Consider the following 14271-nt stretch of genomic DNA (forward strand, 5'->3'; position numbering starts at 1 on the left):
ATCCCTGATCCCTGATCCCTGATCCCTGATCCCTGATCCCTGATCCCTAATCCCTGCTAAAACCGCCAGCCGGCGCCGAGGGTGAACTTGAACGCGTGACCGAAGAAGCCATCCTCGCTGATCTCGTCTGCCGGACCGAAGGTTGGCCCGGGATACCGGAGGATGCGATCGACGGCGTCGAAGCGGAGAAAGGTCCGGGCCGAGGTCGACACCTCCACGCCGCCGCCGATCTCGACAGAGGGCATGGTGTCACCAGCCGCGAGCAGACAGTGCAGTGGCGGCGGGAAAATGGCGATGCAGGCGAACGGCGCAGGTGCCGGCGACGATCGCAGGAACCCGGCGCCCAGCCGCACGAACGGCCGGATGCGGTCGATGCGTGGACCGGCGGTGATGGCGACGACGCCCTCGAGACGATGGCCGCTGAATGCGACGTTCTGGCCAGGAAACTCGGAAGGGAACCAGTTTACTTCCCCTTCCACGCCCAGCACCGTCCTGGCTTTCCACGACAGCCGTCCGCCGATACCAAAGTCAGAGCCCTCGAACTCACTCCAGTTCGCACCAACGACGTGCGCACTGAGATCGACCGACTGGGCTTGGGCGGCTGTGGCGGACGCAACGACAAGCAGGGCGAGGGACAACGCGATGCGAATAGTCATGTAAGAAGCAGACGACCGGCGCGGCGCTTGGCCGGGCCGGTCGTCCCAGACGAGTGCCACGACCTACGGGCGGGCCGCGCTGCGGCGTTTCAGCTCGAGGAACTTGCGGACGGCGCGATCGAACCGGTCCTGCAACGGCTTGCGCTGCTCGGGTGACAGCGGCCCCAGGCGGGCCCACGCGGCCTGCGCGCTGCGCACTTCCTGCTCGGCGGCGCGCTGGCGCGCGTCTTCGGCCTGGCGGGCGGCGCCGGCGCCCATGGTGTTGGCGGCCAGCGCTTCGCGCCACTGGCGCGCCAGCAGTTCGGCCGGCGACAGGTTCTTCGCCGGTTCGGCCGCCTCGGTCGGCAAGAGCTTCTCGACCTTGGCGACCAGCTTCTCCATCTTGCCCCGGGTCAGCTCGGGATCAAGGTCGGTGCCCTTGAAGCCGTCCGGCCAGCGGGTGACCAGCGCGAACAATGCCGCGTTGACGCGGTCGGACAGCGGCGCGAGCGTGTGCCGCGGCAACTCGGGGCCCTGCACCCAACGGGCGCGCGCGGCCTGCACCTTGGCGTACAAGTCGTCGGGCTGCGACGCCTCGGCGGCATCCGCCGCCGGCACCAACGCCTCGAGCTCGGTCACCGCCGATTCGCGGTCGACCAGCTTGCCGGTCAGCGCCGCCGAGTCGCGGTTCTTGAACCGCTCGAAGAACAGGTCGCAGGCGGCGCGGAACTGGTTCCAGATGGCGTCGGACTTGCTCTTCTTGACCGGGCCAATCGTCTTCCATTCGACCTGCAGCCGCTTGATCCGCGACGCCGCCTGTTCCCACTCGGTCGACTGCGACAGCTGCTCGGCCTCGGCCACCAGCGCTTCCTTGCGCTTGAGGTTCTCGGTCCAGTCCTGCTTGCGCTGCTTCAGGTCGTCCTGCCGGCGCGTGAAGAACTTGTCGCAGGCGGCACGGAAGCGCTCCCACACGGCCTTTTCGTTGCCGCGCGTCACCGGGCCAATGGCCTTCCACTCGCCCTGCAGGGTCTTCATGGCGTCGGCGGTTTTCACCCAGTCGGTGGACTCGGCCATCGACTCGGCGCGCACGCACAGCTCTTCTTTCTTCTTCAGGTTCTCGACGCGCTCGGTCGCCTGGTTGGCAAAGAAGTCCTTGCACTTGTCGTAGACCTGCTCCTGCGCCGCCTTGAACCGGGTCCACAGGGTCTCGGCCTGCGAGCGAGGGGCGGCCGCGACCGGCTTCCAGCGCTCCTGCAAGGTGCGCATCTCGTTCGACGCTTTCTCGGGATCGGTTTCGGCGAGCGGGATGAGCGCTTCCATCTTGGTGCACAGCTCTTCCTGCACCTGGACGTTCGCCCAGCGCTTCCACTCTTCGGCCTCGCGCAGTTCCTGGATGCGCGGGGTCAGCGACGTGCGCACCGCCTGCAGCCGCACCATCAGGTCTTCGCGATCCTGCTTGGTGGGCAGCGGCCCCATGGTGCCGACCGCCAGCTTGACGTCCTTCAGCAGTTGATCGGTCTGCTTGAGCGTCAGGCCCTCGGCCGAGGCGCGGGTTTCGAACTTCTGCAGCATCGCCTGCAGCCGCTGCAGGTTCTGCGTCTGCTGCTGCCCCTTGGTGTCGCGATACGCCTGTTCGTGCCCTTCCAGCACCTGGGCGGCCGCCTCGTACCGCGCGGTCAACTCGGCGTCGATCGCGACGTCGCGGGCAATCGCCTGCCACTGCTTGCGCAGCGCGTACCACTGGCTGCGAATGTCGGCGTACGCCGGGTTCGCCGACAGCGCCTCGACCTCGGGCACCAGCGCCGGCAGCCGCTCGGCCGACTGCTGCGCCTGCAGGCGGCGTTCGTGACGGCGTTCGGCGGCGCGGCACGCCTCGGCGAATCGGCGATCGAGCTCAACCGCCCACGTCTCGGGCATCGCCGGCATGCCCTCCCACGTCGCCCGCGACGCGGCCAGGCGATCGACAATGTCTTCTCCACTCAGCCCTTCAACCGAGGCGCACACCGCGATGCGGTCGGCCTGTTCCTGCTCGAGGGCGCGGCGCTGGCGCTCGGCGTCGGCGCGCGCGGCTTCATCCGCCGCCAACCGCTGGCGCACGACGTCGGACGCGCTTTCGAAATCCGCCTGGATGCTGTCCTGGATGTCGGCATCGGCCAGGAGCTCGACCCAGGCCACGCGGCCGGCGGCATAGGCTTCGCGCAGCTGGGTGAAGTCACCGACAGCCGAGAGCGCGGTCATCTGCGCGACGAGATCGCGAGCCGTCTGCTGATCGCCTTCCTTGAAGGCAGGACCCGACTCCACCGCCACCGGCGCCGGCTCACTGGCCTTGAGCAGCGTGCGCGCTTTCTTCTGCGCCGCCTTGGCGCGTGCCTTCTGGCTGATGGCGGTCAGCGTCTCGGTCGAGGGAGTCACCAGGCGATCGACTGCCGCCACGGCCGCGTCGGCGTGCTCGCCGCGCATGGCGACGCCTTCAATCTCTGCCGGATCGGTCAGCCGTTCGACGGCCAGCAGCCGCGCGCCGCCGTCGGCGGCGTGGCGGGCGACGCTGCCGAGCGACTTCTCGTCGCGCAGGGCGGCAATGGCCGCGCGCCGCACGGCCTCGGGCCCCGGAGCCTTGGCCACGGTGGCCAACTCGCGCTCGCGGCCGAGGGACGCCAGGGCGGCCACGGCGGGCGCGGCCACCGCCGCATCGTGCCTGGAGGCCTGCTCGACGAGCTGCCCCACAGCGTGATCGCGAACGTTGGCTTCCGACTCGTTACGGGCGACGTCGGCCAGCACGGCCGTGTCGGTAATCCGCGACACCGCGGCGCGCCTCACCCGCGGATCGGCATCATCTTTCGCAAAGCTGCTGAGGGACGCCACGTCATCGGCGTCGGTCTCGTGGACCGCTTCGATGCGGATGTTGGGATCGGGGTGGGTGGCCTTCGATTGCGGGCGGAGCTTGTCGAGAATTCCCATTGGGTGTTTCAGACCCCGGCGGCTCGGCGTGAGCCGGCCGGTGCCTTGTCCTTTTTGCTTGTGTCTTACGTCAGGCGCCCATGACTCATTCAGGGCGCGCGTCGCACGAAATAAGAGGGGCATTATCCCACAGGGATCGGGGATCAGGGATCAGGGATCAGGGATCAGGGATCAGGGATCAGGGATCAGGGACCGGGGCCCCGCTGCCGCGCCCGCCGGGGTTGCCTTATTTAATCCATTCATCTACATTAGTGGATATGGAACAGGCGTCCGCGCTCTACCGGCTGCTCGGCGACGAAGCCCGGCTGCGGCTGCTGCGCGTGCTCGACCAGGACCGCTTCAACGTCAAGGAACTGACCGGCATTCTCGGCCTGGCCCAGTCGGGCGTGTCACGCCACCTCGGGTTGCTCAAGGACGCCGGGCTGGTCGTCGAAGAGCGCGATGGGTCGTACAGTTTTTACCGCCTGGCCCCCACCGTGCGAGACGAACGCAAGGGATCCCTCTGGCCAGTGCTTCATGCGCAGTTCACGGAGGCGGCCGGGGCCAGCATAGTCAAGGCAGACGAGGCGCGGCTGCAGGAAGTGTTGCGGCTGCGGCGCGAGAACTTCGAACACGTCAGCCCCGACACCCGCGACGGCCGCCAGCTGGTCCCGGGCCGCAGCTGGGCGGCGTGGTCGCGTGCGCTCGGCATGTTGTTGCCGCCACTGGACGTGGCCGACCTCGGGTGCGGCGAAGGCTATCTCACCGTCGAAACCGCCCGCTGGGCACGGCGTGTCGTCGCCATCGATCGCGCCACCGGCGTGCTCGATCGCGCCAAGGCGCTGGCGGCGCGCAAGCGGCTGACCAACATCACCTGGAAGAAAGGCGAGCTCGAGAAGCTGCCGCTCGACGCGGCGACGATGGATGTGGCGTTGCTGTCGCAGGCGTTGCACCACGCCAGCCAGCCGGCGGCAGCGCTGGCCGAGGCCGCCCGCATTCTCAAGCCCGGCGGCCGGCTGCTGATTCTCGACCTGCGCGCCCACGACGAAACCTGGGTGAAAGAGAAGCTCGGCGACCAGTGGTTCGGCTTCAGCGACGACCACCTCGCCGGCTTGCTGACCCGCGCCGGCTTCACCGACGTTCGCGTCGCGCTTGGCGCGCGGCGTACCCATGATCCATTTGCAGTGCTGCTGGCCATTGGCACCAAGCCGGCAAAGGCCCGAAAAAAGACATGACCACGACTCTCGAGACCCTGGAACGCCTGCTCGCCACCCGCATTCTCGTGCTCGACGGCGCCATGGGCACCATGGTCCAGCGGCGCAAGCTGACCGAGGCCGACTTCCGCGGCACGCGTTTCGCCTCGCACTCGCACGACCTCAAGGGCAACAACGACGTGCTGGTGCTGACCCGGCCGGATGTGATCGCCGACATCCACGCCGAGTACCTGGACGCCGGCGCCGACATCATCGAAACCAACACCTTCAGCGCGCAGGCGGTGTCGCAAGCCGACTACGGTCTCGAAGCGATCTCGTATGAGCTGAACCTGGTCGCCGCCCAGCTCGCCCGCCGGGTTACCGACGAGTGGACCGCGAAGACGCCAGACCGGCCGCGGTTTGTGGCCGGCTCGATCGGCCCGACCACCAAGACCCTGTCGATCTCGCCCGACGTGAACAACCCGGCGTTCCGGGCGATCACCTTCGACGAGATGAAGCAGGCGTTCAAGGACCAGGCGCGCGGATTGATCGACGGCGGGTCGCACCTGCTGCTGGTCGAGACCCAGATCGACACGCTCAACGCCAAGGCGGCACTGGTCGCCGTGGAAGAGGCCTTCGCCGAGTCTGGCACTCGCCTGCCGCTGATGATCTCGGCCACGCTCACCGACCTTAGCGGCCGCACGCTGTCGGGCCAGACCCTGGATGCCTTCTATGTCTCGGTCGAGCACGCCAAGCCGTTCAGCGTGGGCCTGAACTGCGCGCTCGGTGCCCGGCAAATGCGGCCGTACCTGGCCGAGCTCGCGCGCACCGTGCCGGGCCACGTGAGTTGCTACCCGAACGCCGGCCTGCCCAATGCGTTCGGCCAGTACGACGAAACGCCGGAGGAGACCGCGGCGCTGATTAAGGATTTTGCCGCTAGCGGGTTCGTCAACATCATCGGCGGCTGCTGCGGCACCACGCCCGACCATATTCGCGCGATAGCGAACGCGGTAGCGGGCGTGGCACCCCGGACCAGCCCCACCAGCCCCACCCGCCTGACCACCTTGTCCGGCCTCGAGCCGTTGGTCATCAGGCCGGATAGTAACTTTCAAATGGTTGGTGAGCGCACCAACGTGACCGGCTCGAAGAAGTTCGAGCGGCTGGTGAAGGCGCGCGACTGGGCCGGCGCCGCCACGGTCGCCCTCGACCAGGTGCGCGGCGGCGCCAACATCATCGACGTCAACATGGACGAGGGCATGCTCGACTCGGAAGCGTGCATGACCGAGTTCCTCAACTACATCGGCACCGAGCCCGAGATTGCGCGGCTGCCGATCATGATCGACAGCTCGAAGTGGTCGGTGATCGAGGCCGGGTTGAAGTGCGTGCAGGGCAAGGCGATCGTGAACTCGATCAGCCTCAAGGAGGGCGAGGCCGACTTTCTGGCCAAGGCCCGCCTGGTGCGGCGCTACGGCGCGGCGATGATCGTGATGGCATTCGACGAGAAGGGCCAAGCCGACACGACCGAACGCAAGGTCGAGATCTGCTCGCGCGCCTACCAGTTGCTGACCGCACAGGCCGGCGTCGACCCGTCCGACATCATCTTCGACCCGAACATCCTGGCCATTGCCACCGGGCTCGAGGAGCACAACGACTACGGCAAGTACTTCATCGAGGCGACGCGGCTGATCAAGCAGGCGTGCCCCTGCGTGAAGATCAGCGGCGGCGTCAGCAACCTGTCGTTCTCGTTCCGCGGCAACGAGGTGGTGCGCGAAGCCATCCACTCGGCGTTCCTGTTCCACGCCATCAAGGCCGGCATGGACATGGGCATCGTCAACGCCGGCCAGCTGATCGTCTACGAGGACATCCCGAAGGACCTGCTCGAGCACGTCGAGGACATCATCTTCAACCGGCGCCCGGACGCCACCGAGAGAATGGTCGCATTTGCCGAACAGGTGAAGGGCTCGGGCACCAAGCGCGAGAACGACCTGAGGTGGCGCGAGGGTTCGGTCGAATCGCGGCTCTCGCATGCCCTGGTCCATGGCAACGTGGACTTTATCGAGATTGATGCCGAAGAGGCGCGCGCGAAGTACGGCCGGCCGCTGCTCGTGATCGAGGGGCCGTTGATGGACGGCATGAAGGTGGTCGGCGAGCTGTTCGGGGCCGGCAAGATGTTCCTGCCACAGGTAGTGAAGAGCGCCCGCGCCATGAAGCGCGCCGTCGCCTACCTGGAGCCGTTCATGGCCGCCGAGAAGGCCGAGCGGCTGGCCGCCGGCGGCGCCACCGAGCGCAGCAACGCCGGCAAGGTGCTGACCGCCACCGTCAAGGGCGACGTCCACGACATTGGCAAGAACATCGTCGGCGTGGTGCTCGGCTGCAACAACTACGAGGTGATTGACCTCGGCGTGATGGTGTCGTGCGACAAGATTCTTCAAGCCGCGATCGATCAGCAGGTTGACGTCATCGGCCTGAGCGGGCTGATCACGCCGTCGCTCGACGAAATGGTGTTCGTGGCCTCTGAGATGGAGCGCCGCAAGATGGTGCTGCCGCTGTTGATTGGCGGCGCCACTACCAGTCCGCAGCACACCGCGGTGAAGATCGCGCCGGAGTACTCGCAGCCGACCGTGCATGTCCCCGACGCCTCCCGCGTGGTGGACGTCGTGGCCAGCCTGATCAACCCCGAATTGAAGCCGGGATTTGATCAGGCCAACCGCGCGCATCACGTGAAGCTGCGCGATCAGCACGCCGGCAGGCGCGAGCGGCCGACCCTGTCGCTCGAGCAGGCGCGCGCCAACCGCCTGAAGCTCGACTTTGGTGGTGGAGGCAACCCTTCAGGGTTGCCTGCGGTCCCTTCATTCACCGGACTGAGAAAGGTGGACGTGGCGCTGTCGGACCTGGTGCCGTTCATCGACTGGCAGTTCTTCTTCGCGGCGTGGGAACTGAAGGGCCGCTTCCCCGCCATCTTGACGGACGCGACCGTCGGCGCCGCGGCCACGGAGTTGTATGGCCACGCGCAGGCGCTGCTGAAGCAGATCGTGGACGGCAAGCTGATCCGCGCCCGCGGTGTCTACGGCTTCTGGCCGGCGAACAGCATTGGTGACGACCTCGTGCTGTTCAAGCCGGGAACCGGGAATCGGGAACCGGGAGACAAGAGCTCTTCCGACTCCCGACTCTCGACTCCCGACTCCCGCCAGGAACTGATTCGCTTCCCGATGCTGAGGCAGCAGGAAGTGATTGCCGATGACAAGCCGAATCGCTCGCTCGCCGATTTCATCGCGCCGGCTGACAGCGGCGTGACCGACTACTTGGGCGCGTTCGCGGTCACGGCGGGACTCGGCGTCGACGACCTGGTGAAGAAGTACGAGGCCAGGCACGACGACTACTCCGCCATCATCGTCAAGGCGCTGGCCGACCGCCTCGCCGAGGCCTTTGCGGAATACCTGCATGCCCAGGCCCGCAAGGATTGGGGCATCGTCGATCAGCTGTCAAACGACGACCTGATCGACGAGAAGTTCCAGGGTATCCGTCCGGCATTTGGCTACCCCGCCTGCCCGGACCACAGCGAGAAGACGACGCTGTTCGACTTGCTGGGCGCGCGGTCGGTGGGCCTCGACCTCACCGAGTCGTTCGCGATGACGCCGGCAGCGTCGGTCAGCGGCCTTTACTTCTCGCATCCGCAGTCGAAGTACTTCGCCATCCAGCGCATCGGACAGGATCAGGTTGCGGACTACGCGAAGCGCAAAGGCATGACGGTCAGCGAGGTCGAACGCTGGCTGCGGCCCGTCCTCGCCTACGAACCTGCGCTCGTCGGTGCGTGACGCGGGGCTGCAGAAAAGCCGGATGGGGCCGTCCGGGCCCCTTTGGGGCGAGCTCTTGCGTGGACGGGTGGTTTCAGCCATTATCTGGCTCGATTCGTTAGCCCCAGTCAACCGCTGCGAGTTGCGTCAACCGGCCCAGCAAAGGAATCTCTATGCGCAAACCCCTATTTCTTGTCTCAGGTGGAGTCGTCGCTCTGTTGGGCGCTGTAGCCCTAGGCCCAAGCCAGCCGCTTTCCGCAGCCTCCAACGCCAAAGTCGACCTGTGCCACGCAACCGGCGACGGCCTGTTTCGGCCCCTCAGCGTCAGCTCCAACGCGGTGGGCGCCCACCTCGGCCATGGAGATGTCCAGCAGCCCAACGGAGCGGTGCCCGGGAGTCCGGGCTTCGTCTTCGACGCCTCGTGCAGTCCAGTGAGTTGGGGCTACGGCGTCAACGTCGCTCCGGATCCGGCGGCTCAGGATCCGGCGAGCCCTGGCAACCTCTTCGTCGGAAGCGGAATACCGGCTACAAACTTCGGCGTTGCCCGAAATGAAGCCGCTGGGATCGAGCTGGGTTTGATGACGCTTTATCGGCAGGGGCCGACGGTGATGTCGACGGATGACTACGCCGACGGCATTCTGAACTTCGCTGTCGCGTCGGGCCCGCAATCTACGGCCAACGGCTCGTTCGCGAACAACGCGAATCGCGCGGCCTGGAATTTCACGTTCTCGGTCGCGACCGGCCTCAACGGGGCCACGACCGACTTGAGCGACTACACGTTCCAGCTCTTGTACGATGTTGACCCGGGTGCCGGCACCTCCTATCGCACGTTCACTCTTGAAGCCGAAACGCTGGCGCAGGCTGCAGGGCAGTCGGGATTCCAGTGGCGCGATCAGGGAACGGCGGCCGTCTTCATCGCGGACGACGAAGGTAACGTGAACGTAACGCAGAATTCCCAGAACTACGGGTTCGGGTTTTACCAGGCTTTCCTGACGGCGCCCTACGGGCCCGGCAACGCGTTCGCTGGTCCGGCAAGGTTCGACATCATCCTGCAGGCGCTCGACGGAGCGCAGATTGTCGTCCGCAACCACATTGCCGTAAACGTCGCCGCGCCTTAGTAACATTCCCCGCCACTGAGCACTCGTCAGCGCGTAACGGCGCTGTCGAGTGCCAGTCGGTACGCCGCCATCTCTTCGCCGTTGCGAATCAACAGGACATCGCCGATCAACACCGGGTGGTTCCAGGTCTTGGCGTTCAGTGCGGGAATCCGCGCGAGCTCCATGTACTTCCCGGGTGTCGCCGACACCAGCGCCAGCTCTCCCTCTTCCGACGTGATCAGCAACACGTCCTGGTCGGCCAACAGGAGCATCTGGCCGTTGCCGTAGCGTCCGCCTTTCCAGGCGCGTTCGCCGGTCTCGAGGTTGACGGACGAGAGGATGTTGCCATCGAAGCCATAGGCATGTCCCTTGTGAATGACGTAATCGTTGAAGTACGGCTTCAGCCCGCGAGACGTCCACCGCTCGGTGGCCGTCCAGCCATTCGGCGCGTGCGCCAGGCCCAGCCGCCGCACGCCGAGCCCACCCATCGCGTCGGCGCTGGTGATCAGCAGGTCGCCACCGGGCAGCAGCGCCGGCTGCACCATCGGGGAGCCGGCCCAGTTGTTTTCCCACAGCACGGCGCCATCCGCGACGGCCACACCGGCGGTTCCCTGCCCACCCATCAGCACCACCTGGGGCACACCGTTGATGGTCAGCAGGTGCGGCGAGCTGTAGCTGCCGCCGCGCGACTTCATCACCCAGCGTGTCTCTCCCGTGTCGGCGTCGTAGGCGATCAGGGCGCCCGAGGCGGCGATGATCACCTTGCCGTCGATCACCAGCGGCGAACTCGAGAAGCCCCAGCCGGGCACCGGCACGCCGGTGTCGGCGGATGAGTCGTGGGACCACAACAATCTGCCGGTTCGGGCGTCGAGCGCGTTGACCATGCCGGTCGCGCCGTGCGCAAACACGCGGTCGTGGTCGATGGTCGGCGTGGCGCGCGGACCGGCGCCGCCATTCGATTCGTAGAAGCGCACGGGATTGCTGTGGCGCCACACCGGCTCGCCGGTCGACAGCCGGTAGGCCGCGACCATCTCTTCATCACCGCGCTGCTCCTGCGTGTAGATCACGTCACCCTGCACCGCAAACGAGGACCAGCCGGGGCCGATCGGACGGCGCCACAACTGCGCGGGCGGCGAGGCCGACCAGTCGGTGTTGATGCGGACGCCCTGGACGACGCCGTCGCGCGCGGGGCCACGAAAGCCAGGCCACTCGACTCCCGGGGCAGGTGCAGCAGGTGCGGCGGGAGCAGTGGGTGCCGTGGGTGCGGCGAGTGCCGTGGGTGCGGTGGACGCGGGCGTCGCAACCGCTAACGGCGCCGGCGTTTCGACGACCGGCGGCGGCACCACGCGGTCCGGCTGGGCCGCCGTCTTCGCCAGCAACAACTCCTCTGCCGTCGGGGTCCAGCGCCAGTGATAGTCCGAGCCGAGCAGGCTGCTGTTGACGCCGTCGGTACGGATGATCGCCCAGAACCCGCACGCGGCGACGAGCGCGGCAGCCATCGAGGCGCGCCGGACGCCGACCGAGAGTTCGCGAGTGGCGACGGCCCACAACACCAACGCCAGGGTCATCAGCTGGATACCCCCGAGGTAAATCAGGTATCCCTGGCCCGCGCCGGCAATGGACGGGTGCGCAATCGCCTTCGTGGCGAACACCGCCAGTCCCATTACCGCCAGCGCGCCCAGGCGCTCGGTCCACGGGGCGCGGCTGAACAACAGCCACCACACGATGATCCCGAGCGTGGCGATCACGGAACCCACCAGGCCCACGAGGCCCGTGTCCATCCCATAGATCGTCGCGTCGGGCAGCGCCGCGGGCAGCCCGAAACGGATCAGCACTGCGAACACGGCCAGGGCAACGCCGGGCCAGAGCCGCAGGGAAACGGGGTCGGGGATCTTTTTGCTCATCTCAATACATCCTCTTGGGACCCAACTGACTTACGGCCCCAACCTGTTGAGTCAAAGGACTGAAAAAGATCCCCGACCCCTTTTTCCTATTCCGAACGCAGCGCCTGCAACACGTCCACGCGCGAGGCGCGCGCGGCCGGCATCAACGAGGCCAGAATCGCGGCACTGCCCAGCACCGCTGCCGCGGCCAGCACCGGCACCACGCCGGGCAACTCGATCCCGGCGACGTAGCTGGCGGCAATTCCCGCGCAGGCGTAGCCACCCGCGATTCCGGCGGCAATCCCAATCGTCACGATCGCCAGGCCCTCGGAGAGCACGCTGATCAGCAAGCTGCGCGGCGTGGAGCCAATGGCCAGGCGCACGCCGAACTCCCTTGTGCGGGCGCTGACGCCGAAGGCCAGCACGCCGGCCACTCCCACCACCGCGATCAGCAGCGCCACGCCGGCAAAGCCCGAAATGACAAACGCATTCAGCCGGTCCGGCGTCAGCACCGTGGCGCGCACGTCCTCGAGGGTCGCGGGCCGCTCCACCGGTTGATCCGGCGACAGTTCGCGCACCACCCGGCGCACCGGCCCCACCAGCGCGTAGGGATCGCCCGCGGTGCGCACGAACACCCGCCCGGCCACGCCCATCTGCTGAAAGGGGTGATAGACCGTGAGGGCCGGCGCGCGAACGACATTCTCGTCGTCCACATCGGCCACGACGCCCACGATGCGGCGGGGCTCCACCACCTTCCCGAAGAACGGATCGGTCCACCACATGGTCCGGTTCAACGCGTCGCCGTTCGGAAACATCCGCTGCGCGACGCTGTGGCTTACAATCACCACCGCCTCGCGGCCACGGCGGTCGTCGGCCGTGAACGCGCGGCCGGCCACGAGCGGCACGCCGACCACATCGAAGAATCCCGGCGAGACGATCCGGAACCGCGCTCGCGGCTCTTCCTCACCGTCGGCGGGAACGAGGCCCTCAACCGCAAACGACACCCCGGGACCAAACGAGCCGGCATCACGCCATGGCACGAAGCTGCCGACGGCCACGCCGTCGACGCCGGGCAGCTCGCCGACCCGCCGCGTGATCTCCTCGTAGAAGTCGATCGCCTTGGTGCTGTAGTCGCCCAGTGGCGCCGGGACATCGAGCGCGAGGACGCGGCGCATGTCGTAGCCGGTGTTGGCGGTCTGCAGCGCCAGCAGCGTCGCGACCAGCGTGCCGGCGCCCGCCAGCAGCACGAACGAGAGCGCAATCTGCATGGTTGCAAAGACCCGCAGCCGGCGATTGGTGCCGGGTGTCAGGCGCACGCCGGCACTGATTAGGCCGGGACCGGTTGGCGTCTGGGACGGCAGCCGCGGAACGTAGGCCAGCAGGATCGCCGCCGCCATCGCGAGGCCGGCGCCCACCCACAGCACACTGGTATCCACGGTCACGTCGAGGGCCCGCACCGAGAAGCGGGCCGCGAAGCTCGCCACCACCGCGACCAACGGACGCGCCAGCAGTACGCCCAGCACGGCGCCGGCACCACACAGCACCAGGCTTTCGGCCAGCAGCGTCCGGCGCAGTGCTCCGGCACTGGCGCCGAGCGCGGCGCGAACCGCGAGCTCGCCTTCCCGGCGAACCGACCGCGCCAGGATCAGGTTCGCGACATTGGAGCAGGCAATGATGAAGACGACGCCGGCCGCCGCCAGCAACAGCAGCAGAATCACGCGGGCCGGCGACGTGATCTGGTCGCGCAGCGGCGTGGCGCTCAACATCATGCCGGCCTTGGCGGAGTACGCCTCGGGATGCGCGCTCACCATGCCGGCGTAGACCGACTCGAGTTCGGCGCGCGCCTCTTCCAGCGTGGCGCCAGGCGCGAGGCGGCCGAACAGCTCCGTCATGCGATGCGTGCGACCGGTGATCATGGTCGCGCCCATGTGATGAGGGCTCGACACGATGTTGGCGATGATCTCGGTGTCCGCCGGATACGGCACCGACGGCTCCAGCACGCCGACAATAGTGGCGGTGCGCGTGCCAAGGCCAATCGTCTTGCCGATGACCGTGGGATCGCTGTTCAAGCTGCCGGTCCAGAACCGGTGGGTCACCACCGCCGCACCGGCCGCGTCGAGGCCATCATCTTGCGCCGACAGCAGACGGCCAAGCACGGGACGCAGCCCCATGACCTCGAAGAACGAGCCGCTCACGACCCCGGCCTGCACCACGCGGGCGTCGCCCAACCCGGTCAAGGTGAAGCCGACCGTCGAGAAATCGCCAAACGCGCTGATCGTTCGCACGCGCGCCTTCAGATCGTCGATCTCCGGGACGGAGAACGTCAGGTTCCCGGCACCGAGCCCGGGCGCGCTCTGGCGGATGTAGATCAGGCGCGCCTCATCGCGATTGACCAACGGCCGCAACAGCACGCTGCGCACCACGCTGAAGATGGCGGCGTTGGCACCGATGCCGAGGGCGAGGGTGATGACCACCGTGGCGGCCATGCCCTTGGCGCGCAGCAACGACCGCAAGCCGACCCGCAGGTCCTGGGCGAGCGCTTCGGCCAGGTCGAACCCGCGGCTGTACCACACCCGCCGCATCTCGTCGCGCGCCGCGGGGATATAGCCGAACTCCCGCAAGGCCGCGAGTCGCGCCGCCTCGGGGCTGTCGCCGCGCTCGATGCGCTCCTGGACGCTGAGCGCCAGGTGGCCGCGAATCTCGTCGTCCAGGTCGCGATCGTCGGGACGCAT

Annotated in this window: 7 protein-coding genes; 3 read left to right on the top strand and 4 right to left on the bottom strand. The window is 67.4% G+C overall.

The window, feature by feature from the left end; genetic code table 11:
• Positions 1–56: 56 nt before the first annotated feature.
• Together Q8T13_22450 and Q8T13_22455 are read right to left on the bottom strand one after the other, a co-directional pair.
• Positions 57–656 carry a hypothetical protein gene (locus Q8T13_22450; GenBank protein MDP3720533.1) on the bottom strand — a complete coding sequence of 200 codons (600 nt, stop codon included), beginning with the start codon at positions 654–656 and terminating at the stop codon, positions 57–59.
• Between the two features lie 63 nt (positions 657–719).
• Entirely contained in the window at positions 720–3593 is a 2874-nt protein-coding gene (locus Q8T13_22455) for a DUF349 domain-containing protein (protein ID MDP3720534.1), read from the bottom strand.
• Positions 3594–3850: 257 nt separating this feature from the next.
• Here Q8T13_22455 and Q8T13_22460 point away from each other — a divergent pair, with 257 nt between their 5' ends.
• The 3 genes from Q8T13_22460 (at position 3851) to Q8T13_22470 (ending at position 9677) form a co-directional block, all read left to right on the top strand.
• Positions 3851–4807 (top strand): metalloregulator ArsR/SmtB family transcription factor, encoded by a 957-nt coding sequence (locus Q8T13_22460; protein ID MDP3720535.1) that lies wholly within the window; start codon positions 3851–3853, stop codon positions 4805–4807.
• The gene (metH, locus tag Q8T13_22465; protein ID MDP3720536.1) at positions 4804–8580 is read left to right on the top strand and encodes a methionine synthase; all 3777 of its coding nucleotides are present in this window, start codon (positions 4804–4806) and stop codon (positions 8578–8580) included. Before Q8T13_22460 ends, metH begins: the two co-directional genes overlap by 4 nt.
• 557 nt (positions 8581–9137) lie before the next feature.
• Entirely contained in the window at positions 9138–9677 is a 540-nt protein-coding gene (locus Q8T13_22470) for a hypothetical protein (protein MDP3720537.1), read from the top strand.
• Positions 9678–9703: 26 nt separating this feature from the next.
• On the opposite strand, the gene Q8T13_22475 is transcribed toward Q8T13_22470, so the two are convergent.
• Both Q8T13_22475 and Q8T13_22480 read right to left on the bottom strand, forming a co-directional pair.
• Positions 9704–11560, bottom strand: a complete 1857-nt coding sequence (locus tag Q8T13_22475) for a PQQ-binding-like beta-propeller repeat protein (GenBank protein ID MDP3720538.1) — start codon at positions 11558–11560, stop codon at positions 9704–9706.
• A gap of 86 nt (positions 11561–11646) precedes the next feature.
• Positions 11647–14271 carry an ADOP family duplicated permease gene (locus Q8T13_22480; protein MDP3720539.1) on the bottom strand — a complete coding sequence of 875 codons (2625 nt, stop codon included), beginning with the start codon at positions 14269–14271 and terminating at the stop codon, positions 11647–11649.

The sequence above is a fragment of the Acidobacteriota bacterium genome, from assembly GCA_030697165.1.
Taxonomy (GTDB): Bacteria; Acidobacteriota; Vicinamibacteria; order Vicinamibacterales; family UBA2999; genus 12-FULL-67-14b.